Origin of the sequence: Coprococcus ammoniilyticus, assembly GCF_025567345.1 — a bacterium.
GTDB classification, from domain to species: domain Bacteria; phylum Bacillota; class Clostridia; order Lachnospirales; family Lachnospiraceae; genus Coprococcus; species Coprococcus ammoniilyticus.
Genome location: NZ_JAOQJS010000006.1, coordinates 282,240 through 307,877, shown reverse-complemented (window position 1 = coordinate 307,877; position 25,638 = coordinate 282,240). Strand labels below are relative to the sequence as shown.

Genomic DNA, 25,638 nt, shown 5'->3' with positions numbered 1-25,638 from the left:
GCGGGTGCTACGGCTGTTACCGGAATGAATTCACATTCCACCATGTATCTATTAAAACTGGTTGGATGGAGACAAGTAATCGGTAGTCAGCCTAATTCACATTCCACCATGTATCTATTAAAACAACTGCCAGACACATCATCTGCCAGGACTTAAATGATTCACATTCCACCATGTATCTATTAAAACTAAAACCGGCTTCTTTAAGATAATTTGTAAATTCTTCATTCACATTCCACCATGTATCTATTAAAACTTCAAGCACAAAGAGTATAATAGATGTCCTTACTTATTCACATTCCACCATGTATCTATTAAAACTGCGCATGGGTTAAATAAAATTCTATAAGAAAAAGATTCACATTCCACCATGTATCTATTAAAACGATAAATATTTGATAACCAGAATCGCTATTGCAACATTCACATTCCACCATGTATCTATTAAAACGAGTAAGCAAGTGCATGATATTTACAAGAAATACAAATTCACATTCCACCATGTATCTATTAAAACATTAATCGGTGTTGGAGTATTAAATTTTGCAACACATTCACATTCCACCATGTATCTATTAAAACTTACTCCTCCTTTTCGATTCTTTACACCTAAATTAATTCACATTCCACCATGTATCTATTAAAACCAGCTTCACAAAGTGATGCTTTACACAGATTTATGATTCACATTCCACCATGTATCTATTAAAACGGTTGTGTCAGCATCTCCTGCATATGATGTTGTTGATTCACATTCCACCATGTATCTATTAAAACGGTTGTTGTTTCAACACACGATAAGAACTATTCTTCATTCACATTCCACCATGTATCTATTAAAACGAAAGTGTTTGCCCGGACATTAAACTTTGACGCAGATTCACATTCCACCATGTATCTATTAAAACAATGATACGCTCGCCACCATTCCGCTCACTTCAACATTCACATTCCACCATGTATCTATTAAAACACAGGCATACTCATTGATGTAGTTAATATCAATAACATTCACATTCCACCATGTATCTATTAAAACTCGTGGACAATCGGTAACAATGCTACGACATATGCATTCACATTCCACCATGTATCTATTAAAACGATATTTGTGCATTTAAGTTAGCTAGGTCAATGCCTATTCACATTCCACCATGTATCTATTAAAACGATAGAATTATCGCGCAAAATAAAAAACTAGGTTTATTCACATTCCACCATGTATCTATTAAAACTACAATCAGTGCCGATGCAACACCGCCCATAATTCATTCACATTCCACCATGTATCTATTAAAACATGGTTTGTTTGCATTTTGTTACACCGAACTTGACATTCACATTCCACCATGTATCTATTAAAACCATATTTGATGAATTCATATCAAAATACTATATGCGATTCACATTCCACCATGTATCTATTAAAACAGTACCATTTCCTAATGATTTTTTTAAGGCAGAAACATTCACATTCCACCATGTATCTATTAAAACATCGAGGATATAGTTTACAAGCGTGTGATGAAATTCATTCACATTCCACCATGTATCTATTAAAACTCAAAGATTCTCAACCCAAACAAGTCACAAAAATTCATTCACATTCCACCATGTATCTATTAAAACTCTATCATATGATTTTACATATTTAAACGATTTTCATTCACATTCCACCATGTATCTATTAAAACTTCTTTACCTTAAAAGTAAAATCTAACTTTAACCCCATTCACATTCCACCATGTATCTATTAAAACTACTAGCTGAATGTTCATTGTAAGACACAAGCCATTATTCACATTCCACCATGTATCTATTAAAACCCTAAGACCTTTGTATAATAGTCAAAGACCTCCTGCATTCACATTCCACCATGTATCTATTAAAACTATGTACAGCCGGATGGAACTTACAGCATGGGTCACAAATTCACATTCCACCATGTATCTATTAAAACATATTTGAAATTTGTGACAAAGATTTTGATGATGAATTCACATTCCACCATGTATCTATTAAAACTAATTACAAATATCTTCCTCCTCTATCTCTATGTCTTCATTCACATTCCACCATGTATCTATTAAAACTCGTTTGTGCGTTACTGTATTTATGTATGTAAAAATTCACATTCCACCATGTATCTATTAAAACGAAAAAATGATGCAGAATATATTAAAAATATCATCATTCACATTCCACCATGTATCTATTAAAACATCAAGCATAAAGAATCTGTCATTGCGTTATTCAAAATTCACATTCCACCATGTATCTATTAAAACTTGTAATCTAGTTACACAAACTGCGGCGTTTGCTCTATTCACATTCCACCATGTATCTATTAAAACTCCCCGGTATACACAAGTTCATCAGAAGTATATACATTCACATTCCACCATGTATCTATTAAAACGATAATCACGTTAGATTATCTTTAGTGGTAGCGGTATTCACATTCCACCATGTATCTATTAAAACATCGAACTGGGCGCGTTCGCTCATGGTGATTATTTATTCACATTCCACCATGTATCTATTAAAACTTTTTCCACTTGCGTAACAGTATTCTAACATTTTATTATTCACATTCCACCATGTATCTATTAAAACTGTTTACTGGCTCTAACATTCCTAACGCGCTGTGAAATTCACATTCCACCATGTATCTATTAAAACCTATCCCTTGACCGAACCGCGATATATAAATCATCCTATTCACATTCCACCATGTATCTATTAAAACCAAAATATCAGTTTTGCGAATAGTTGCATAGATAAAATTCACATTCCACCATGTATCTATTAAAACCTAAACTGTCGGTAACAGCTCCGCTCTGAATATTTTATTCACATTCCACCATGTATCTATTAAAACTAACTTATATTTACACGATGACAGCTTTTATACATATTCACATTCCACCATGTATCTATTAAAACCTCTAATTCCTGCTGACTTATATATCCTCGTTTCAAATTCACATTCCACCATGTATCTATTAAAACAAATGCTGCGGCTCAGTGCGTTACTAATCTAATCGGATTCACATTCCACCATGTATCTATTAAAACTACGCATCGGGAAATACATCAGCCAACATTAATTTATTCACATTCCACCATGTATCTATTAAAACGCCTGCCGCTTTAGCTTCTGTGAGCAGATGCACCGATTCACATTCCACCATGTATCTATTAAAACTTGAGGGTGTAAAGTCAAAAATGAATGTAATTGAGTATTCACATTCCACCATGTATCTATTAAAACTAGCTGATAAACAACTACGTCACGACCGATGCCGTATTCACATTCCACCATGTATCTATTAAAACGGTATATCGGCAACTCTGACGAACTCTTTTGTAGATTCACATTCCACCATGTATCTATTAAAACTAGCTGAGTGTTCATTGTAAGATGCAAGCCATTCATTCACATTCCACCATGTATCTATTAAAACTTAAGGATAGTGTGCCGACTAGCAGTATATGCAACATTCACATTCCACCATGTATCTATTAAAACGGTTGACATTTGCGCCATCTTTCCGCTAAAATTGAATTCACATTCCACCATGTATCTATTAAAACTTCTACGGCATCTACTCCTGCACCGAGTTTGTTTGTATTCACATTCCACCATGTATCTATTAAAACCATAACAAGTTCCGAAGCCTGTCACCACGTCAATTATTCACATTCCACCATGTATCTATTAAAACAAATGCCGCGGCACAGTGCGTAACTAATCTAATCGGATTCACATTCCACCATGTATCTATTAAAACTATAAGATTTTGTTGTAGTATCCGTTCCGGAATTTAATTCACATTCCACCATGTATCTATTAAAACTGTATACGCAAGGGGAACAGGAAATCCGTTAGATAAAATTCACATTCCACCATGTATCTATTAAAACGGACCAGTACGATGATAAAAAAGTAATGTACATACATTCACATTCCACCATGTATCTATTAAAACGGTTGTATACCAAACCATTTACATATAGATTCCGTATTCACATTCCACCATGTATCTATTAAAACACTCAAAAGGATTCAGCGAAACAGTATGTTGTATCATTCACATTCCACCATGTATCTATTAAAACATGTTATCACAATCACACCGTCAGAATTTACTTCAATTCACATTCCACCATGTATCTATTAAAACGCTATTCACACCGTTCAGGTCGAGATGGGAATATCATTCACATTCCACCATGTATCTATTAAAACAGGATTCTATGTCAATTATAGAGAATTTCAAACCATATTCACATTCCACCATGTATCTATTAAAACGATACGTTGGTCAGTCGGTAAGTATATAGCTCTCATATTCACATTCCACCATGTATCTATTAAAACGGCTACCACTTCCGAGGGGTTTTTTGAGCGAACTAACATTCACATTCCACCATGTATCTATTAAAACGGGTTCCCGATTTACCAAACTTTTCATACGCGAATCAATTCACATTCCACCATGTATCTATTAAAACAGGGTATGCTTATCGGTGTATGACTGCTTTTTTGTATATTCACATTCCACCATGTATCTATTAAAACTTCAAACGCTTCTTTTCTACACGCTAGGCGGTCATAATTCACATTCCACCATGTATCTATTAAAACTTGCACTCATTCCGTATATACCGTTTAACTTATTTTATTCACATTCCACCATGTATCTATTAAAACTGCTACAATCTCAACCTCAACTGTAGCAGGATTTGAATTCACATTCCACCATGTATCTATTAAAACTGCATGTGCAACGCTTACAAGTATCGTTTCCGCGCATTCACATTCCACCATGTATCTATTAAAACACCGAAGATCATTAAGGCGATAGTGGCAGTATGGGATTCACATTCCACCATGTATCTATTAAAACGATACAGACGATTAAGGTTGAAACGGACGAAGAAAAATTCACATCCGTTTTCAATTCACATTCCACCATGTATCTATTAAAACGAGAGAAAGAGGGAGAAAGAACATGAAAGAGAAAAATTCACATTCCACCATGTATCTATTAAAACTACACCGTTTGACCTTTTTCTTGTAACGGCAATCGTATTCACATTCCACCATGTATCTATTAAAACTGCTAAGAAAACAGCCAAATAAGGATTACCTACAAATTCACATTCCACCATGTATCTATTAAAACACGTTATTGTAACTAGGACACGTGACCAGTACACTGATTCACATTCCACCATGTATCTATTAAAACTGTCGTTTACTACTTCTAACATTCCCAACATACTGATTCACATTCCACCATGTATCTATTAAAACCAGATCACAGCTAACCTTGTGTGCGTTAAGAAAACGATTCACATTCCACCATGTATCTATTAAAACCCAGGAGCCTCGACCTTACGACCACCAGCTTCAAAATTCACATTCCACCATGTATCTATTAAAACTATGAACCGGTTGATACGATCATACCGGCTATATAGTATTCACATTCCACCATGTATCTATTAAAACTTGAATCCCTTACTTGTCTTACCTTCTTTGTCGGTATTCACATTCCACCATGTATCTATTAAAACGATCAATGCCGTTCTGTCTATACAGCCTTAATTCTTTATTCACATTCCACCATGTATCTATTAAAACAAAAAGAGATAGGCTATCTACTGTTGTAGTCATGTATTCACATTCCACCATGTATCTATTAAAACAAAACCATTTTCTTTCCAGAATTTTTGCGATTTGTATTCACATTCCACCATGTATCTATTAAAACTACGTTTCATTTCAATTATACTTACCGCGTATAGGATTCACATTCCACCATGTATCTATTAAAACTAAATGCCTCGGCACAGTGCGTTACTAATCTAATCGGATTCACATTCCACCATGTATCTATTAAAACTGTAACTATCTTCGTGATGGATGAGATCGGGGCTATTATTCACATTCCACCATGTATCTATTAAAACTTTAATGCGTTTTAGTAAAAGGAGTGTGAATCTATAATTCACATTCCGCCATGTATCTATTAAAACGCATGACCTCCAATCCCGTTTATCTCAAAAAAATAATTCACATTCCACCATGTATCTATTAAAACGTATGATCGTGTTACTATCGAAACCTTGCTCAACACATTCACATTCCACCATGTATCTATTAAAACACACTTCGTACATCTTATAGTGTTACAAGGGAATAATTCACATTCCACCATGTATCTATTAAAACGATAGGTACAAGTCAGATTCTACGTCTTTAGCTATATTCACATTCCACCATGTATCTATTAAAACAAAAAATAGACCCGGCTGATTGCAAAATCAGTTATGATTCACATTCCACCATGTATCTATTAAAACGGTAAAAATGATAGATTGTCTGCTGATTCTTTCGGTATTCACATTCCACCATGTATCTATTAAAACACGTGGCGTATTGTCCGTAAGTTGGCGTATGATCCGAATTCACATTCCACCATGTATCTATTAAAACCCAATGGAGCAGGATATATATATCGTCCAATGTTTTATTCACATTCCACCATGTATCTATTAAAACCAGATTACAGGTTCGCTTTATTGTGTCAATAAATTCATTCACATTCCACCATGTATCTATTAAAACAGTGATATCAAATACCGTTATCTTCATAAATAAAAGCATTCACATTCCACCATGTATCTATTAAAACATTCTAGATAACAACACTCAATCAACGGTAAAGAGTATTCACATTCCACCATGTATCTATTAAAACAAGAACCAACAACAGAAGAACCAACGACCAACGTCATTCACATTCCACCATGTATCTATTAAAACTAACTATCTTTGTGATGGACGAGATCGGGGCTATCATTCACATTCCACCATGTATCTATTAAAACCAGTGAAGCAACACATAAATATCATCCAGTGTCTTATTCACATTCCACCATGTATCTATTAAAACAAATACATCATCAAATACATTCAGTCTGGAACCGTATTCACATTCCACCATGTATCTATTAAAACATCATAGTGTCCGATGCGTGTGGTTATTCTCATTCATTCACATTCCACCATGTATCTATTAAAACTACGCATACTCGGTATATGCATTGTCTTTGAGATAAATTCACATTCCACCATGTATCTATTAAAACATTCCCTTGCGTTTGTTTCTGTCTGATTATTTTTTGATTCACATTCCACCATGTATCTATTAAAACGGAAAGATCGTATTCTAATGCATCGCCCTGTTCAGCGATTCACATTCCACCATGTATCTATTAAAACCAAACGCTTCTTTTCTACACGCTAAGCGGTCATAATTCACATTCCACCATGTATCTATTAAAACTTCTTTACATCTCTTCCAGTGTGACCATAGCCTAATTCACATTCCACCATGTATCTATTAAAACTTGAGAACACATTACGTCAGAGATTAAACGTAGTGAATTCACATTCCACCATGTATCTATTAAAACGCTATACGCATCAGCACCAATGCCGAGTTTGTTTGATTCACATTCCACCATGTATCTATTAAAACCTAATTTTGATAGCAATTTGTTCATAACCTGAGTATATTCACATTCCACCATGTATCTATTAAAACTGTTACCTTTGCGGTATACTTCGCCTTAAATGTTATATTCACATTCCACCATGTATCTATTAAAACTTTCAGTTGTTACATTTTTAAGATCATTGTAAGTTGATTCACATTCCACCATGTATCTATTAAAACCCTTTCAAAATTGCATGACGATTTAGTGGCACGTTTATTCACATTCCACCATGTATCTATTAAAACTTGCTATAACTTTTACTTATAGCAATAGATCTGCATTCACATTCCACCATGTATCTATTAAAACTATTTACAGAAAAGTAAATGTCACGGAGATTATATTTATTCACATTCCACCATGTATCTATTAAAACGAGGGCGTAAAGTCAAAAATGAATGTAATTGAGTTATTCACATTCCACCATGTATCTATTAAAACGCAAAAAAATTTGCATAACGGAATATGTCAAAATCATTCACATTCCACCATGTATCTATTAAAACATATAATCTCCGTGACATTTACTTTTCTGTAAATAATTCACATTCCACCATGTATCTATTAAAACACAGCTTCGCAAAGTGACGCTTTGCACCTGTTCATGATTCACATTCCACCATGTATCTATTAAAACCAACACTATAAAAAAGCAATATTTTACAATGCTTTCATATCCTCTTTCTGTCGACCTTGCTTCAATACTGGGAATACACTTTCTATTTTTTAATTGTATATTCCATTTTTCTATATTTCATCACATTGTCGACTGACGGCAGTTTTTGCAATATTTATGGTCGACAATTTCAAATAAAGAAACTGGCTTTGTCATCTTCCTTACCCCAAAATTCTTTATTCAACCATTTTTCCTGCCTGCTTTTAAATATAATAACGGAATCCAATTCATGATCAATATATTCATCCAGCTCCTGTTTCAGCTTCACAAGTTGTACTTTTGTGATATCTCCCTCAAAAACAGAATTTTGTATATGGGACAAATACCTTTTACAAATCTTAAAAATATGATTCCATCGTTTTTGTCCATTGTTTTCTTTATTTATGTCATATACCAATACTACATACATATTTCACCACCATATTCTGAATCCTTCATATTCTTTTTCACCGATCAGATGCTTGATCAACTTGTATAACTCTAAACGCATCAGATACTGATATGTAACAGGGCGACCTAAATCTTTATGCATAATTGTCTGCTGTAATTTTTTCTCCAACTCCTGTGCAATCAATCTGGATGCATCCCTATTCAAATGCAAATAGTTCAACTCCTTCGTAAAACTTTTTTCTGTTATCTGATTACGGTTTAATAAAGAAAAAAGAAGTCGATCTCCTATCAACGGTTTGAAAATTTCTGCTACATCCAGACATAGCGAAAATCTTCTGACACCAGGTTCATGGAGATAACTTATCGTCGGATTCAATTGTGTATGATACACCTCACTAAGAACCTTTGAATAAATCAGAGAATTAACAAAAGAAATCAACGAATTAATCATGTTATCAGGCGGATGCATAACTCTTTTATCAAACTCTATTTCCTGATCAATGATAACATTCCACGCTGCATAATAATGTCTTCGTATATTTCCTTCTATTCCCATTAACTCTTGAATCGTTGATGTTTTGGGTAATTCTTTTCTCAACGAATCAATTTCTGACATATAGGAAGACACATCCTTACCTCGCCCGTTATAATACCGGAGATTTCGGTAAATATTATCGGCAGCCGCTTCTATAATTTTTTTTGCAATGGTCAATCTCTTGCCATAATCAGTATAATGTTCAACCTGTTTTACCAATAATTGACCTGCCAACAGCTTTTCTTTTGGATAAAAGCTACCTGTATAAAAATTATAATAATTGAAGAAATGTATCGGGATTCCATATTGAGAAATGTAACTCAAAAATGTTGTATTAAATGACATTTCTGACATGACATAAATATCATCAATTCGTTCAATCGGAATATCTCTTTTTTCTCCACCTGTAGATATAAATTGAAGTGTATTATCTTTTCTTTTTAAATCTCCACTATTGTAAATATAAAAACTTTGTCCCATTATCCCTCCATGTTAGATAAAACACAAATCATGATATGCGCACTTTCCACATATTTTTTGTTTTTCAAATGCTGGTGGTTGTTCCTGCATTTTTAACTTTTCTATATCTGCAACTATCTTCTGCAACTGTACTTCATCATCCTCTGACAGTTCAACAACAATATTTTTCTTGATCAATGGATAATCAATCTTTGCCGTTAAACCCTTAACTCCTCGTTGTTTCAAATAATATAGATAATATTTAACCTGCCAGATTCCTGCTTCTTCTATTGCCTTGCTCTTTTTTATCTCATGTAATTCCTGATGCTCTTTTATAAAATCAATATTTATTACATTATCGATATTAATGTGTTTATCATCACGCCGGTAACTGTTCTCATCAAGTAATTTACCCAACATAACATTTTCATTATCGGATTCCATGTTTATTTCATTTATGAAATACCATAATTTTCTTTTACACACAAAATAATAATAAATCATTACACCAGTAACTCGATTTTCCACAATTCCTCCTTATATGAAATTCCACTCATCATCATACTTCGTTAACGATAAGCCCATACCCCGTCCTGTCATTTCATCAAAATCATATAATAAGCATGTCCTGTGAATATCTAATCTGTCATTTATACAATTCAAATCCACACCATCTAATTTTCTCCGATCCGAATACAGATTCAGATTAAGAGTTATATCTGCCAGTTTTGCTTTCAATATCCTTCGTATATTACTGTCAACATATGGTGTATCTAAAACACCCGTTATTGCCTCGATCAGCTCCTGATTTTCCTGATATATTCTATCTGGGATTACTGTAATACTTTTTATTCCACGAAAATCCTCATCGATATCTTTCTTAGATGTATAATCTAACGGCTGCAACGATTTAAATTTAGCCAGATTCCTTTTTATCGTTTGGAAGTAATCCGTATTCTTTAATGCGTCTACATCATAAACTTTATTCATATACTGAACTTTATCTTTTTCGGAAAAAAGCATTCCATTATATTCCTCTAATAATCGTACAGATCTATCATATATATCACTGTCATATATTCCTTTTCCATTCTTCATACATCCTGAATAATTAACATAAATTAATACATTTGCATCGGTTATATCCTTTTTTCCTGCTCTATTACACCGTCCCATTCTTTGCAATAAACTGTCAGCCGTACACATCTCCGTATAAAGAACATCAAAATCAATATCCAGACTTGCTTCTACAATCTGGGTTGTTACCCATATACCTGTCATCTCATCATTATCGGAAAAATCCATTATCATCTTTTCCAACTGATCTCGATGTTTCCGAATATATCTGGAATGAAGCAGGAATACCTCGTCTGTTCTTTGGGATAATTCTTCATATACCTTCTGTGCCTTTGATACTGTATTGCATATGACCAAAACTTTTTTCTTGTATCCATCTTCCGCAATTCTGTCAAAATCAAATTCTTCATGAAATAATGCGATCGTATGCCTGTCTGTTCCCATTGTATCGGAAAAATCTCTAAAAATATAATCCCGATCCTTTATCAACCGATATTTTCGCATAAAAAATTCTAAAACCGGCGGAAATGTTGCTGTTATGATTGCGAATTTTCCTTCCATTTGTTTTAGTTCTGACAAGCCGTAAATTAATGCTGCTACTATCTTAGGAGAATATGACTGAATCTCGTCTATAATTAATTTTGAATATTTCAGTGTTGCTGCAAAAATCTCAGTTCCCGGGGCTTTATAAACAAATTTAAATAATTGATCTACCGTGCAGACAGTAAGTGGATACGAGAACAATTTTGCCTGCTCATATCTGGTATTCCCATCTGTAAATTTCCCATCTGTTCCATCAAAATAACTGCTTAAGCTATCAGAATGAAGCAATGCTACATCCTTATACATATACCTGTTCTTTATTCTGCTATATATGGCATTAGAAGAAACTTTTAACGGTAATGTATAAAAACCTTTCTCACCATTTGCCCATAATAAAGCTGCCTCTGTTTTTCCCGATCCAGTAGGTGCTATAACTACAACATTATCATCACTATGTTCCTGCATAAAAACCTGCAACTCACGCAATGAATTTGAAAAGTAATCGCGAATCGTGCTGCATAATTTTTTCTCAGCAATGTCACTGTGTAATTCTGCTTCTTCATATCCTGCACTTACCGTCCAGTCAAACTTATTCAACAATCCCTTTATCAGCATATATTCACACCATGTTGGCTCATCTACACTTCTCAATTTCATTGTAGGATTATTCGAATACAACAGTTGATTACGATTTGCGGCAGAAAATTTCACATCTTTCTTTCCCAAATATTCCTGCAAATATTTTTTATACCATTTATCGTAATAGTCATAAAAATTTCTATCAGAAAAACTATCCTTCCGATCATGATGATAATAGACTGCTGTCAACAACATAGAAAAGTCATCGTCTGTACATCCAGGTATTTCCTGCTTAATCTGTTTCTCTGATAAACTAAGTGCACTAAGGAAACCATGTGGTATCTGACTTTCTGCCATCCTTGCAAGTCCGGGATTGACAATTGTTTGGAAAATATAATTAGCTTTTCCAAGGTCATGCACTCGGCATGCCTCTAAAACCAGATTCTTTTCCTTTTCTGTAAAATACATATAAAAAATCTCAAAGAATTTTCCTGCACAGTTAACAATATCCTTCTCATGTTCTCTTAAAGTTTTTTGCTCCTGAACAGTTTGCTGTTTCAAAGAATCCAAGTAAGAAATGATCATCTTCGACTCGTTTTCATTCAATTTATCCATCTGGTTGTCCAAAAGATAAATCAATATGTTTCTGATGTCATTTACATTTTTAACCTCTTTCTTGGTGTCATTTGACTTTGCATAATATTCCATATCGTATTGTCAATCCCTCTCTTATCTTGTTATGCGAACGCAACAACATCCCCATAGGTATCGATATATGCATTCACTACTGAAGTATCCTTCGGCATATAATGCGCTTTTATCTTTCCACCATCCGGTTTCCATCTGCGATATCCCTGCGGTGTTATCTCGTATTCCTTTGTTAACATGTAAGTCGTGCTTGTACGTCGTCCAATATCCAGTTCTGATTGAAATGGAATATAGATATTATTTCGAATCGTTGCTGATTCAACTTTCTGTAATTCAACAATTTCTACATTTTGAATATCCAGCAAATCTTCATACCGCCCTAATGATGGATAAATAATCGGACACTTCAGTGCCTGATAAATCTTATCAAAATCTTCCTCCTCAGGTATAATATGTAAAACCATCCGATTATCACAGATCAGTTCTACATGTGCAATCCCCTTAAACACACCATAATCTTTGTCTTCACCTTTGATACAGAGCTGATGTCTTCCTTCTTCATACTTTGTATCGAATTTGAATGAATATCTTGTGTATAATTCTGATACAGAACCTGCGTTTTCTCCCTGGATACTTACCTGCATCTTGTGATAACTGTCAAATCCACTAATTGCATGAATCATACCAATAACAGTTGAATATGGTGGCAACGGATAAGATTCTTTTATAATGAAACTACTTGGTTTTCTGTAGTTCGCAAGGTTTTGAAAACAATCAATTCTAATTGCTCGCTCCATAATATTCATCAACTTCCTTTTTCAACTGTTTAAATACATCCGCAACGGTCTTTGCATGCAATGTATCTTTTAATTCTGCATCATTCTGGAAAATACCTGTCACAACTCCAACACAAGTATTGTTCTTTATATCCTCATCACTTTCAATAATCTCTTCAAGCATCTTCGTGTTTATCGCACCATTTTCCAAAGATACTCTATTTTCAAAGAACGGATTTTTTCTTATATATCGACCACCGATTGCAAATACAGGACTAAGGTTCTCTCTTCTTCCCTTTATATCACGATATAAATACTGGATTGTATCAAGGAATTTCTTTACTCGATCTGCTTTTTCTTCTGCAGATATCTCAAGATCTCCATCCACACCAATACGATCAAGATCTATCGTGATCGTATATGAATAAAATGATTTCTGTATCTCACTCTGTGCGATCGCATTATCAAGATCCTGACGTTTTGCCAATCCAATATTGGTTAAAAATTCCAGATCGCTCTGATAAGGCTCTAATGATACCGCATTACTCAGTCGAACAACTGCACTTCTGGTATCTGCTCCGCCTTTTTTATCCTCTCCTTTTGCGCTGGTCTTCATATAACCAAAAAAGTCAATTTCCGGGTAATCTTTTATATTGGCAGTTGGTGCAAACTGAACCACTCCACTCTTACCATCAACAGGTGTTGTATCCCAGCCTAACTGCTGAATAATATTGTATCTTAATGCCTGTCTTGATATATAAGAATACTGCTCATATGTTCCTCGTGATAATTTTTTGAGTGTCGTAATATTACCTACGCCCTCTCCATAATTTGCACTTTCTGCAAGAAATACCATTGTAAGTGTTAAACCATTCCTAATCATTAACCTTTTCCTCCTTCTTTTCATAATGACTTCCTTCTAATCCCATAAGGAATGCATATCCATACTCTCTAAACTTCTCTCGATTATCCAGACACTCTATGAATGCATCCGGAACTGTCAGATTTACAGAACAATAGATACGCATTATAATTTCCATAAAATGAGAAACATCTCCAACTGCAACTGCATTCAGTAATCGATATACAGTACCTCTGATTCTTGAATCATCGCTTGTGCCTTTCGCAGCCAACAGTTTATTTCTTAATTCATATCCACACTCTCTAACTTTGTATCGATTCACTATCGCACCTCCTATCCTATTCTTATCTACATTGTCTTTCTTCAATAAACTTACACGAATCTGAATGTCATATACCCAGTATGCATCTACCAAATATGTCTTTGTATCCAAAGACTGCCTTAACAAGATATTTAATAATGGATATTGATTTCTATACCGAAGAATATTCAATATTACTGTTTCATGTATATTTATATATTCAGTCCCCTTTTTTATATATGGGTATTTACTTAATACATCAAGTCCAGCCCTTACTTTCTCATCATTTAATATTGCAAGGATATTTTTATTAATAATATCAAATGTATAACGTTCGCTTTCATCTCTTCCTCTGGTTATAACCTGAATATTACCAAGTTCTTCTGTCTTCATCTTCAATAACAGATTCAATGTTCTGGAAATCCATGAAGTATATCGTTCTTCATCTTCTCTTTCCGCATCCTGCATGACGCCATCCTTACGATTTGCTTCTAATAATTCCTGAATGTTCTGATCCGTATTAATAAACAAAAATCGATTTCCCATCAGATAAAAACCAAGCGGAGATAACGCATATACAAATGCACACACCGGACACAGGAAAGCATCTACCTTACAATTCCAGAAAGCTGATTGTTTTCTTGCCAGATCATCTGCCTGATCCTTCATAAATGCAAGTGATACTTTCGTCTTCGAATCAATCATTGCACTACAATCAATGCATATCTCCTTTGCCTTCTTTTGATCAATTGCTATATAAGTCCGAAATGGTTCTGAAAAATCATTTTCAAAAACCTCTCGCATATTTTTCGCTGCATTTGCACGTAATAGAAAACATTTTCCATCCCAGAAACGATTGATGTAATTGTATATAGCACTTTTCATGATCAAGGTTTCTGCACAAATGGGCTGAATAAGAAATTCATGTAACTGAACCAATCGATCCCGCAACAGTTCCGGTTCCATAGATTCTTTCAGTTTTACCGCCTTAAGCAACTCATATGCTTCTGTGGTATCAACCTCATCCTTTATACTGGCAATGCCCGATTTATAACTGTTAGACAAAAGTTTATCGTTAATGAATTTGATATCATCTTTCCACTTTTTACCATCCCATTCCGGCAAATCCAGTACAGCTAACAAATTCTTAATCTTATCCAATATTGTTTGATATACACTATGTGACCTGTAATATGTCGTGATCCCACGGAAGTATAAATCCGTCCAGTCCGTTTTCTGACAGAAATCTGTATCAAGCCATAATTGCTGATTATCCTCCGTATAGCCATAATCCAAATCTTCCGATGCATCAGCAATTTCGTCCAGTATATAATGCATACCTACGATTCCCGCATTTTTCAGAAAATCACCCATTGGTATATAGATTCTACCCAAACTTATAATCCTCCTTTCTTCTAACCTAATACTTCAAACTTTCCATTTCCCGTCGACCTGCGCGCTCCAATTCCGGATCTCTGCAAAACATTTAATAAAGCAACAGAACCTTTCAATTTGAAAATGCCAAGCGACGCATCTGTATTTCTTCCAAACACTGGTATTACAACCTTTTTCCCTTTGATTGCCTGAATAGAAAAATCATCTGTCTCAACCGGAATATTCATTCTTTCAATAAAGATCTTAACATTCTCTTTCACAACGTCTGCAAACTCATTCTTATCAAACGTATAATAAGTATCTGAATTCGTATCATTATCATGATATCTTGCCAATAATGGGCTCTGCATTTTTATGATGATTTCATCGTCTGTAATATCATTTATATTCTGAATATACACAGACATTAATTGCATGGAATTTTTATTCATCGAATAATGTCTGAATTTCATAGTCTGAAACGCATTAAACAAATATAAAAATTCCTTATCATCAGCATCCGTAAAAAATACCATGAATTCGTCCTTATCAAGAAGTATCTTATCAGCTGTAAACTTAGCTCCAGGCAAATAATACGAATAAGTAAACGTCTTCATGATTGATCTGCTCTTATCATATAAACGCTGATACAAATCTTCGGAAATATTCTTCGTCGCAGCCTTTAAAAAACTTGTAAACAATCGATCCATCTCTTTCGGAAGAAACGAGTATTCCAATTTAAAACAAAGCTTAATCTGATACATTTTTTCACCTCCTCATAATTTATTTGACTTTGTATTATCAAATTAGCACATCTTTAACGCAATGTCAATAACAATGACTTTAAAATAAATTAATTGGTATTGGTTTTGATTTCAAGTAAAATCATTTTATTGTATTTTTCTACTTTTCCATATATAATTTTAAATACATTGTGGAATGTAAGTATTAATTTATTATCAAGACATTTAATAATGGTCACATATTGGAATGCACCTTATATTCCACAATGTATTTTTTATTGCGCTTCTTAAAATATAATAATCTATACCATGTACAAAAAATCGTCCATCGTATCAATTTCACTTCATAATTATAGGGATTTCATATTAGGAAATATAGAAAACTAAAAAGTTTCTATGCTAGACCCGCCACCTTTTATTATGGAAATATTATACCTTTATTTGTCATAATGTGCAATAATATACGCATATTTTGTCAAATTTTAGAAAATACACTTTCAAATACCAATAATTCAAATGCAAACACCCCCGCTTATACAAGCGAGGGCGTTTTGCAAACCATGTAATACATTTAGAACCTCACAACTTCCGGCTCATGTGTAAATGATGAGAATGTTGCTGTGGCATTCTTAAAATAAAATACCTCGGTGTTACCATCATCTGCGGAATACATCTTCTGTAATGAAGGGTATGCATCCAGCATAGACTGTCTTGCTTCTCTGCGGTCATCTTCCACCAGTTCTCCTGCCACACGAAGCCATTCTCCATTCATAAAAGCACAGATCTCAACCTTCGGATTTGCATGGATCTGCTTTGATACATTTTTTACTTTGCCTGTCTGTATGTATAACTTGCCTTCAAAAATATGGGCAGTTCCAAATGGTCTGACTCTTGGCTGGTCACCCTCTACAGTTGCTAAATAATAAGTTTCTGCGTCCTTTAGAAATTTTGCTACTCGTTCCATAGCATTGTCCTCCTGTTTATAAGCTTTTTAATAGCTTACGCCTCATACACTGGCTCAAAATCCTCTACCCCATGTCCACATATCGGGCAAGTGAAATCTGCCGGCAGCTCGCTTCCTTCATATACATAATTACAGATACGACAGCGCCAGCCTACAATCTTCTTGTCCTGGGCTTTCGGTTCTGCTTTTGGTTTTACCTTTGTCTGATAATCCGCATAAGTCAGCGGTGCATTTTCATTGATCAGCTTGGCATCTACGACTTCTGCGATAAATAACGTATGTGTGCCAAGGTCGTGCTGTTCTACTACTTTTCCGCTGATCACGGCACAGGCATTCCATCCCATATACGGAATGTCATTGCAGTCCTTTGGCATTTGCAGATCTGCGAATTTATCCACATCTCTGCCGGACTGGAACCCGAAATGTTTTATCGTCGCAAATGAGCAGGTCTGATCCAGAATACTTAAGGCGAATATCCCGCTCTCTTTCAACAGATCACATGTATAATTCGTGTTTAATACAGATATTGCAACCCGAACCGGATTACCTGCCACCTGCATACATGTATTTGTGATGCAGCCATTTACCTTCTCCCCTGATCTGGTGGACAACATGAATACACCATAGGATAAATTATAGATTGCTTTTTTGTCCATATGCTTGTACCTCCCTTTTACAAAATACGATTTGTTTTTTCATCCTTGCAAACAAATAATTTTATATTCATTATACCACAAACCGAATAAATTTATAATTCTTTTCAAGAATTATTCTCAATAATATACATTGTGAAAAAATCAGGCAGCTTGATATCCCCGATTCAGGATTGCTGCCTGATTTTTCTGCTTCTGTCTCTACTATATAATAAATAACCGGTAGCTGCTATCTTCTACTTCCCGCATTTCTCCACGCATGGAGCACTTGTATCAAATGCTGAGTTAAATGCATAGAAGTTCTTTGTATCCATCTTGTCACGGACAATGCCAAGGCTTTCACCGAAACGCTGGAAATGTGCGATCTCACGTTCACGAAGGAATTTGATCGGCTCATATACATCCGGATAGTCCTTGCAGAGACGCAGGATATTGTCATAAGTCGACCGGGCTTTCTGCTCTGCTGCCATATCTTCGAAAAGATCCGTGATCGGATCACCCTTGCTCTGGAATTCGCAGGCGTTAAATGGAATGCCGCCTGCTGCCTGCGGCCAGATTCCTAAGGTGTGATCGATGTAATATTTGTCAAATCCCGATGCCTTAATCTCCTCGATCGATAACCGGCAGGTAAGCTGGTAGATGATCGTGGCAACGATCTCCAGATGTCCCAGCTCCTCTGTACCGATATCGGTAAGAATTGCTTTCACCTTATTGTCCGGCATCGCATAACGCTGGGACAGGTACCGCATAGATGCACCCATTTCACCATCCGGTCCGCCGTATTGTGAGATTATCGCCTGTGCAAGCTGTGCATTTGTCTCTTTGATATTTACCGGAAACTGTAATCTTTTTTCATAGATCCACATTTAACAACCACACTCCCTTTCCCATGGCCAAGGTTTGTCAACCCAGTCAAAATAATTGTCATCATTTACCTGATATCGGTTCAATGGACCATAGGCGGTCGTGTATTCGCGGACTGCCTGCTGCCGCATTGCTTTATAATTGCTGTATGCTGCCAGTGCCTTCGGACATTCCGGGTGAGTGTCCAGATACAGGGAAATGTCATCCAACGCGAAGGACACTTCTGTTATAAAGGCAAAGAGCTGCTGTTTGTTCATATTATTCATTGCCTATTTCCCCCTTACACCACAAAAGATCAGATTCAGATCCGGGAACATGGTTCCTTCGCACAGACCCTTTTTCGCATCATAGAGTTCCCCAAATTCCTGACTTGGCACATACGCCATACCAACCGGATGCGGACTGAATCTGCCACAGGTCTCGACATCCTTTCTTGTTGTTTCGCAATGATCCTGTCTGGAAGAACATCCGCCTGTGCCCTGACGGTTTCCATTGCAGGAAGAGGCATTGCGGTTATTTGCATATTGCATCATGAGATTTGGCTGAGCAGGATATCTGCCGCCATTTCTGTTGCAGTTTCTATACTGTTCCAAATGAATATACCTCCTGAATTTGCATATTATTCATCTCTCTATACTTTATGGGGGAAATGTAAAAATGTGACATATTACAGAATGATTGAGACGAATACATATAAAAAGAGCAGTAAACCTGATAATTTTACTGCTCTTTTTATATGTATTAATTTAACAAATTTTCTATATTTCTTGCACCATACAATAACCGTCGTACTTCCATAACATCATCAATTACCACATAATAAATTACATAATTTCTCACATAAATCCGGTAATATGGATATTCACGTTTTTTTCTGGAATGATATGGTTCAAACGCTACCGGATTGTTTAATCTGGCTAATATTGCTGTTTCAACATCATTTATCAGTCGCATTGCCGCTTCTTCATTTTTTAAAACCTTCGAAATATAATTCACTGTATCAAGCAAATCCTGTTCAAAAAGTGGCAAATATCTTAACTTGTAGATTTTATCTTGCATCTATCACACTCCTTGCTTTGCTAAATACTTCTTCATGTGAAAGTCTTTTATCTGTCGCTTTTGCCTGTCTGTCAGCTTCATCAAGTTTCATTTCAACATTCTCTGTAAGATTAGCATACTCTTCCATACTTAAAACAACCATCGCCCCATATCCATTTTTCGTTAAATATACAGGCTTTCCACTATTCACAATTGTTTCAATTTCAGGGAACTTATTTCTAAGATCTGAAACCGGTCTAATCTGTATCATTTTTATCACTCCTTTTTGTTCGATGCTCCTTGGAGCTAATAACTTATCGTTATTTTATCTTAATTTTAATATTATTGCAATAATAAAATAGGCAAAATTTGTTTTATATAGATTTTAAACTAATAATACTATAGCATATCTTCCCCATCCCCCCGCATATATTCATTATGTAACAGCAAAATCAAAGGGGATTCTATGATTAATCTGATCTGGGCTGCCATGATCTTAGTCGGTATTATCACCGCACTTCTGACCGGGCATATGGAAGATGTGAATGCAGGTATCATTGATGCCGGGAGTGACGCCGTTTCGCTCTGTATCACCATGCTTGGAATTGTTACGATGTGGTGTGGAATTATGAAGATTGCAGAACGCACCGGTCTGATGAAGAAATGGTCATCGAAAATGTCCCCTGTCATGAGATTCTTATTTCCGAGACTTTCCCCGGAGCATCCGGCATATGAATATATGTGTACGAACATCATTGCAAATATTGTAGGGCTTGGGTGGGCTGCAACACCGCCGGCACTAAAGGCGATGCAGGAACTGGCTAAGGACAACAAGGGAAGCAAATCTGCCAGTCGAGAAATGTGCGTCTTCCTGATCCTGAATATTTCTTCGCTGCAACTGATTCCGGTAAATATCATTGCCTATCGTGCAACCTATGGTTCTGAACATCCTACCGCCATTATCCTGCCCGGCATCATCGCAACCGTCTGCTCCACCGCCGTCGCCGTCCTGCTGGCTGTCATTATTAACAAACGAGGAAAATGAAGCGGCGAGTTCACTTAGAAATCTTTAATAAGCAGCGCAGTTGACTTTCATAATACAGAATATATCTGTGTATATATTTCGGTTTGGCAAGTTATTTATCGCAGACGTATGTCTGATTTTGGAAAAGTCAACGAGCATCGTTTGAGTTTTCGAAGCATGTTTGAGCCTGTTTACAGGCGAGTTCGCGTAGAAAACTCATAATAGACAGCGCAGTTGACTTTCAAAATCGACATGTCTGCTAAATAACCTGCCAAAACGAAATAAACATACACAGAATCTTAATGGAGGCTTGTCATGCTGACAACAATCTCAAACAGTATCATCCCAATGGTCATATTTGCTGTTGTGTTATACGGCTGTATTAAAAAGACGAATGTCTATGAAGATTTTATTGACGGAGCATTTGACGGAATGAAGATCGTAGTCGAATTAGTTCCAACATTGATCGGCCTATTTGTGGCTGTGCGAATCCTGAATGATTCCGGTGCCCTTGGCCTGATCACAACCGCTCTGAAGCCGATTGCTTCTCTCATACATACCCCGGATTGTGTGATCCCCGTCATTATAACGAAGCTGTTCTCCTCCGGGTCTGCCACCAGTCTGATGCTAAATATCTTTAACGACTATGGACCTGATTCCAGAGAAGGACTCACCGCTGCCATTATCCTTAGCTGTACGGAATCTTTATTCTATACGATGTCTGTATATCTGATGGCTGCCAAAGTCCGCAAATCCCGATATATCATCCCCTGCGCCCTGTTGTCTCTCGGTGCAGGGATCGTCGTAAGTATCCTGCTGGCAAATATGTTAGTATCCTAGGGTACCTGTTTTTCAAGTGCCCTTTTTCTTTTTTATTCTAACATCCGCATCGCTTCTTCCATCACCTGAAGCTTATAGATCGTCTGCGCCACAAGATCTTCTCTGGCATTCACATCCGACTGGATCTCCCGCCGCTTTGTATCCTGTAACTGATATCCGGTTCTGACTTCGTGAAGCTGCTCGCCTTTTGCAGCCAGCTCGCGTTCAAGCCGTTCTGCATCTGCGCGTTCTTTTCGTATTCCGTCTGCCTTATTCTGATCGATCAGTCGTGCAAATACGTAACCGATCACAAAGCAGAGCACGATCGCAAGTATTGATGTAACCAGAAAACGAACCACATCTGTACCATTCATACGCTCTGACATTTGAATGTACGCCCGTGGCATCAGGAACAATGCCATGATACAGAATATGACAAATGGAACAATGGCGGCACGGATACCGGTTCGTATCCATTTGCTTCTGTGTCTTGGTACGATCTGCGCCTGATTGTTCCGGACAGTCAGAATCTCCAGTTTGTTCTTCCGTTCCATTGCCCATGCTTCATTTAAGCGTTCCAGTACATCCGGACTTTCTGCCAGCCGTTCCTTTGCCTGTTCATATGCCTGAATATCCTTTGAGGTACGGAGTTTATCCATATCCTGTTTCAGATTCTCAAGCACTACCCGGATCGTTTCCTCATAAAGCCGGTCATTCATTTTCCGGCTGCTTCTGGTGTATATCTTTGATCGTTCTATAACGAGGTCAACTGCCAGCTTCGCCCCATCCTCCCGGATCGGAGAGTCGGCATCCAGTTTATCAAGCAATCGTCCAAATGCATTTCCTCGGTTTGCTTTTCTGTATTCATCATAATCCTCACGCTGATACACTTCTCCGATCAGCGCGGCAATCCGGTAAGTGGCCAGTGCTTCCTGCAAATGAAAGGACTTCTCACATTTTTCCGGTCGTACCAGATAGATCGAATAAATATTTTTTTCTCCCTCTCTTGCAATAATACGATGCAATTCATCTGCCAGTTCTTCATCTGACATATAATTACTGACCGGATAGCGGATCGTCTTATATTCTTTTTGTGATGCAGGCACAAGCCGTACCGATACCACGCCATCTGATAACTTTCCCTGCACATAGCCATGCGGTCCGGTCTCCCTGTTATTGTCCGGTTCCAATACACCCGGATAACAAATCCTGCCATTGTACATATTTTTATAGGAAGCTTCATGTCCTAATCCGATATAATCAAATCCTGCTTTCCGGATTGTCGGATAATCGATCGGTATCGCGCCATGATTTCCGGCATGAGCCAGCAGAATATTTGTCATCTCATCATCCGCCGGTGTCAGTTCATCTAAAACTGCCATCTGCGCTCCGGCACTATAATAGCCGGCACAATAAAGTACCGCATTTTTTTTCGGAAACCGGATAACATCGATCATGGCAGTTGCATTTTCATGTTTTACTCCATATATTGCAGAGCCTGCCGGAACCGGATTCCGATACTCGCTGCAGCCTGCCACATAAATATTTGACCGGAAAGAATAGCCCGTAAGTGCACTATCTGATTTCATGTAATCATGATCTCCCTGACAATAAATGACCGCCGTTTTATCAAGCGGCAGAAATATCTCATCAATCCACGCAAGATCTTCTTCTGTTGCCGGATGGTCAAAGAGATCCCCTGTGATAAATACAAAATCAGCCTGTAATTTTCCTGCATCAGAAACAACCTGTTTCAAGGTCGTTATCCCGTCCTTTTCACAGGTCTGTCCGAACAGTAATTTGTCTGATTTTCGTCCGATATTCACATCACTGATATGGATAAACTGAATTGCTCCCATCGAGATCTCCCGTCTTCTCACTTCATTTTCCTGCCAAATGTATATTTTTCACTTTATTTTCTAAAGTTCGTGAATAATTTTCCATAATTTTATTAAGTTTGACTTCTTATATACTATCATACCATATTTTTATGCCGGATACATCCTGTTTTTCGATACGGCTGATTGACTTTTGAAAAATGCTCTCGTATAATAATGAGTGTTTTTTTAATGAGAGCGTATGTCTATGCGTTTTTAGAATATATCAGGAGGAAATTATTATGCCTATTAAGTACGTGTTTGTCACAGGCGGTGTCGTATCCGGTCTTGGTAAAGGTATCACTGCTGCCTCCCTTGGTCGTCTGCTCAAAATGAGAGGCTACAAGGTTACCAGCCAGAAATTCGATCCATACATCAACATGGATCCGGGTACTATGAACCCGATCCAGCATGGTGAAGTATTCGTAACCGATGATGGTGCGGAGACTGATCTGGATCTTGGTCATTATGAGCGTTTTATCGATGAAAGTCTGAATAAGAATTCGAATGTTACGACCGGTAAGATCTACTGGAGTATCTTACAGAAAGAACGCCACGGCGACTTCGGCGGACACACCGTACAGGTAGTTCCACATATAACAAATGAAATCAAAGAGCGCTTCTATCGGAATCCGGATGCAAAGGATACCGAGGTTGCGATCATCGAAATTGGCGGTACAGTCGGTGATATCGAGAGCCAGCCTTTCTTAGAGGCGATCCGTCAGTTCACACATGATGTCGGACATGAGAATTGCATTATGATCCACGTTACTCTGATTCCTTATCTGAAAGCTTCCGGTGAATTAAAGACAAAGCCAACGCAGGCGAGTGTTAAGAACCTGCAGGGAATGGGTATCCAGCCGGATATTCTGGTCTGCCGTTCTGATTATCCACTGGATCAGGGCTTAAAGGATAAGATTGCATTATTCTGTAATGTACCTAGCCAGAATGTCATCCAGAATCTGGATGTTGATGTATTATATGAAGTTCCTCTCGCTATGGAGAAAGAGCATCTCGCTGATGTTGTATGCAAATGCTTACATATGGATTGTCCTGCTCCGGAACCACATGCATGGAAGGAATGGAATGATATGATCACTGCCTGGAAGAATCCGGAAAAAAAGGTTCGTGTTGCTCTCGTCGGCAAATATGTCTCACTGCATGATGCATACATTTCCGTTGTTGAATCCTTAAAGCATGCCGGTGTTGCAAACGATGCCGAGGTCGAGATCAAATGGGTAGATTCTGAACTTGTAACTCCTGAAAATGTGGAAGAAACACTGAGTGACGTCGATGGAATCCTTGTTCCGGGCGGTTTTGGTGACAGAGGTATCGAAGGCATGATCACAGCGATCCGGTATGCAAGAGAGAAAAAGGTTCCTTACCTTGGTCTGTGTCTCGGTATGCAGCTCACGATCGTTGAATTTGCAAGACATGTCCTTGGTTATGCAGATGCCCACAGTTCAGAATTCAATCCGAACTCTTTCCATCAGGTTATTCATATCATGCCGAATCAGCATGATGTAACAGACCTCGGTGGAACATTAAGACTTGGTTCTTACCCATGTGTACTCAGCAAAGATTCCAAATCCTATGAGCTCTATGGCACAGAATATATCCATGAGCGTCACAGACATAGATATGAAGTCAACAATGACTACCGTAAGGCTTTAACAGATAATGGTATGGAACTGGTTGGTCTCTCTCCTGACGGTCACATCGTTGAGATGATCGAGATTCCGGATCATCCTTGGTTCATCGGAACTCAGGCGCATCCGGAATTCAAGTCCAGACCAAATAAAGCACATCCGCTTTTCAAAGGCTTTGTTGCTGCGGCACTCGCCCACGAAGAAGCCTAAAC

At 37.0% G+C, this 25,638-nt stretch carries 19 protein-coding genes and 1 CRISPR repeat array (1 of these 20 cut by a window edge); of the genes, 3 read left to right on the top strand and 16 right to left on the bottom strand.

What is annotated here, in order from left to right; all coding sequences use genetic code 11:
- Positions 1-8,212: a CRISPR direct-repeat array (repeat unit 30 nt; unit sequence ATTCACATTCCACCATGTATCTATTAAAAC); it reaches 301 nt to the left of the window's first position.
- Between the two features lie 169 nt (positions 8,213-8,381).
- The 15 genes from cas2 to OCV60_RS11425 all read right to left on the bottom strand — a co-directional run bounded on the left by cas2 (position 8,382) and on the right by OCV60_RS11425 (position 20,328).
- Positions 8,382-8,660, bottom strand: a complete 279-nt coding sequence (cas2, locus tag OCV60_RS11495; protein ID WP_008401184.1) for a CRISPR-associated endonuclease Cas2 — start codon at positions 8,658-8,660, stop codon at positions 8,382-8,384.
- 3 nt (positions 8,661-8,663) lie between these two features.
- Positions 8,664-9,656 carry a type I-B CRISPR-associated endonuclease Cas1b gene (cas1b, locus tag OCV60_RS11490; RefSeq protein ID WP_117808677.1) on the bottom strand — a complete coding sequence of 331 codons (993 nt, stop codon included), beginning with the start codon at positions 9,654-9,656 and terminating at the stop codon, positions 8,664-8,666.
- Between the two features lie 12 nt (positions 9,657-9,668).
- Entirely contained in the window at positions 9,669-10,163 is a 495-nt protein-coding gene (locus tag OCV60_RS11485) for a CRISPR-associated protein Cas4 (RefSeq protein WP_243000420.1), read from the bottom strand.
- A 9-nt stretch (positions 10,164-10,172) separates the two neighbouring features.
- Positions 10,173-12,542 (bottom strand): CRISPR-associated helicase Cas3', encoded by a 2,370-nt coding sequence (cas3, locus tag OCV60_RS11480; protein WP_262530196.1) that lies wholly within the window; start codon positions 12,540-12,542, stop codon positions 10,173-10,175.
- A gap of 29 nt (positions 12,543-12,571) precedes the next feature.
- The gene (cas5b, locus tag OCV60_RS11475; RefSeq protein ID WP_243000418.1) at positions 12,572-13,279 is read right to left on the bottom strand and encodes a type I-B CRISPR-associated protein Cas5b; all 708 of its coding nucleotides are present in this window, start codon (positions 13,277-13,279) and stop codon (positions 12,572-12,574) included.
- A complete protein-coding gene (cas7i, locus tag OCV60_RS11470; protein WP_262530194.1) occupies positions 13,263-14,141 on the bottom strand; it encodes a type I-B CRISPR-associated protein Cas7/Cst2/DevR in 879 nt (292 codons plus the stop codon). Before cas7i ends, cas5b begins: the two co-directional genes overlap by 17 nt.
- Positions 14,134-15,816, bottom strand: coding sequence for a type I-B CRISPR-associated protein Cas8b1/Cst1 (gene cas8a1 / locus OCV60_RS11465; RefSeq protein WP_243000416.1), 1,683 nt, complete (start codon positions 15,814-15,816; stop codon positions 14,134-14,136). Before cas8a1 ends, cas7i begins: the two co-directional genes overlap by 8 nt.
- A 20-nt stretch (positions 15,817-15,836) precedes the next feature.
- Positions 15,837-16,559, bottom strand: a complete 723-nt coding sequence (cas6, locus tag OCV60_RS11460; RefSeq protein WP_262530192.1) for a CRISPR-associated endoribonuclease Cas6 — start codon at positions 16,557-16,559, stop codon at positions 15,837-15,839.
- A 550-nt stretch (positions 16,560-17,109) separates the two neighbouring features.
- Positions 17,110-17,502 carry a pyridoxamine 5'-phosphate oxidase family protein gene (locus OCV60_RS11455; protein WP_262530191.1) on the bottom strand — a complete coding sequence of 131 codons (393 nt, stop codon included), beginning with the start codon at positions 17,500-17,502 and terminating at the stop codon, positions 17,110-17,112.
- A gap of 35 nt (positions 17,503-17,537) precedes the next feature.
- Positions 17,538-18,158: a flavin reductase gene (locus tag OCV60_RS11450; protein ID WP_008401174.1), complete on the bottom strand. Its 621-nt coding sequence runs from the start codon at positions 18,156-18,158 to the stop codon at positions 17,538-17,540.
- Between the two features lie 233 nt (positions 18,159-18,391).
- Positions 18,392-19,021 (bottom strand): manganese catalase family protein, encoded by a 630-nt coding sequence (locus OCV60_RS11445; protein ID WP_118484702.1) that lies wholly within the window; start codon positions 19,019-19,021, stop codon positions 18,392-18,394.
- Complete coding sequence (locus OCV60_RS11440; protein ID WP_008401169.1) at positions 19,022-19,285, bottom strand: spore coat protein CotJB; 264 nt, start codon at positions 19,283-19,285, stop codon at positions 19,022-19,024.
- Positions 19,286-19,288: 3 nt separating this feature from the next.
- Positions 19,289-19,612 carry a spore coat associated protein CotJA gene (locus OCV60_RS11435; RefSeq protein WP_262530190.1) on the bottom strand — a complete coding sequence of 108 codons (324 nt, stop codon included), beginning with the start codon at positions 19,610-19,612 and terminating at the stop codon, positions 19,289-19,291.
- A 148-nt stretch (positions 19,613-19,760) separates the two neighbouring features.
- Positions 19,761-20,078 (bottom strand): type II toxin-antitoxin system RelE/ParE family toxin, encoded by a 318-nt coding sequence (locus OCV60_RS11430; protein ID WP_021943634.1) that lies wholly within the window; start codon positions 20,076-20,078, stop codon positions 19,761-19,763.
- Complete coding sequence (locus OCV60_RS11425; RefSeq protein WP_021943633.1) at positions 20,068-20,328, bottom strand: type II toxin-antitoxin system prevent-host-death family antitoxin; 261 nt, start codon at positions 20,326-20,328, stop codon at positions 20,068-20,070. Before OCV60_RS11425 ends, OCV60_RS11430 begins: the two co-directional genes overlap by 11 nt.
- Before the next feature lie 195 nt (positions 20,329-20,523).
- Here OCV60_RS11425 and OCV60_RS11420 point away from each other — a divergent pair, with 195 nt between their 5' ends.
- Both OCV60_RS11420 and OCV60_RS11415 read left to right on the top strand, forming a co-directional pair.
- On the top strand, positions 20,524-21,102 hold the full coding sequence (locus tag OCV60_RS11420; RefSeq protein WP_118484696.1) for a nucleoside recognition domain-containing protein: 579 nt from the start codon (positions 20,524-20,526) through the stop codon (positions 21,100-21,102).
- Between the two features lie 294 nt (positions 21,103-21,396).
- Positions 21,397-21,921, top strand: a complete 525-nt coding sequence (locus OCV60_RS11415; RefSeq protein ID WP_117808741.1) for a nucleoside recognition domain-containing protein — start codon at positions 21,397-21,399, stop codon at positions 21,919-21,921.
- Between the two features lie 32 nt (positions 21,922-21,953).
- On the opposite strand, the gene OCV60_RS11410 is transcribed toward OCV60_RS11415, so the two are convergent.
- Positions 21,954-23,759, bottom strand: coding sequence for a metallophosphoesterase family protein (locus OCV60_RS11410; RefSeq protein WP_262530189.1), 1,806 nt, complete (start codon positions 23,757-23,759; stop codon positions 21,954-21,956).
- A 260-nt stretch (positions 23,760-24,019) separates the two neighbouring features.
- Here OCV60_RS11410 and OCV60_RS11405 point away from each other — a divergent pair, with 260 nt between their 5' ends.
- Positions 24,020-25,636 (top strand): CTP synthase, encoded by a 1,617-nt coding sequence (locus OCV60_RS11405; RefSeq protein ID WP_262530188.1) that lies wholly within the window; start codon positions 24,020-24,022, stop codon positions 25,634-25,636.
- The last annotated feature ends 2 nt before the right edge of the window (positions 25,637-25,638 follow it).

Coding starts and splice junctions, on each gene's coding strand:
- OCV60_RS11410 (WP_262530189.1), bottom strand. CDS start 23,759: ATGGGAGCAATTCAGTTTATCCATATCAGTGATGTGAATATCGGACGA.
- cas1b (WP_117808677.1), bottom strand. CDS start 9,656: ATGGGACAAAGTTTTTATATTTACAATAGTGGAGATTTAAAAAGAAAA.
- cas5b (WP_243000418.1), bottom strand. CDS start 13,279: ATGGAGCGAGCAATTAGAATTGATTGTTTTCAAAACCTTGCGAACTAC.
- cas6 (WP_262530192.1), bottom strand. CDS start 16,559: ATGTATCAGATTAAGCTTTGTTTTAAATTGGAATACTCGTTTCTTCCG.
- OCV60_RS11445 (WP_118484702.1), bottom strand. CDS start 19,021: ATGTGGATCTATGAAAAAAGATTACAGTTTCCGGTAAATATCAAAGAG.
- OCV60_RS11425 (WP_021943633.1), bottom strand. CDS start 20,328: ATGATACAGATTAGACCGGTTTCAGATCTTAGAAATAAGTTCCCTGAA.
- OCV60_RS11415 (WP_117808741.1), top strand. CDS start 21,397: ATGCTGACAACAATCTCAAACAGTATCATCCCAATGGTCATATTTGCT.
- cas3 (WP_262530196.1), bottom strand. CDS start 12,542: ATGGAATATTATGCAAAGTCAAATGACACCAAGAAAGAGGTTAAAAAT.
- cas7i (WP_262530194.1), bottom strand. CDS start 14,141: ATGATTAGGAATGGTTTAACACTTACAATGGTATTTCTTGCAGAAAGT.
- OCV60_RS11440 (WP_008401169.1), bottom strand. CDS start 19,285: ATGAATAATATGAACAAACAGCAGCTCTTTGCCTTTATAACAGAAGTG.
- OCV60_RS11430 (WP_021943634.1), bottom strand. CDS start 20,078: ATGCAAGATAAAATCTACAAGTTAAGATATTTGCCACTTTTTGAACAG.
- OCV60_RS11405 (WP_262530188.1), top strand. CDS start 24,020: ATGCCTATTAAGTACGTGTTTGTCACAGGCGGTGTCGTATCCGGTCTT.
- OCV60_RS11455 (WP_262530191.1), bottom strand. CDS start 17,502: ATGGAACGAGTAGCAAAATTTCTAAAGGACGCAGAAACTTATTATTTA.
- OCV60_RS11420 (WP_118484696.1), top strand. CDS start 20,524: ATGATTAATCTGATCTGGGCTGCCATGATCTTAGTCGGTATTATCACC.
- cas2 (WP_008401184.1), bottom strand. CDS start 8,660: ATGTATGTAGTATTGGTATATGACATAAATAAAGAAAACAATGGACAA.
- OCV60_RS11450 (WP_008401174.1), bottom strand. CDS start 18,158: ATGGACAAAAAAGCAATCTATAATTTATCCTATGGTGTATTCATGTTG.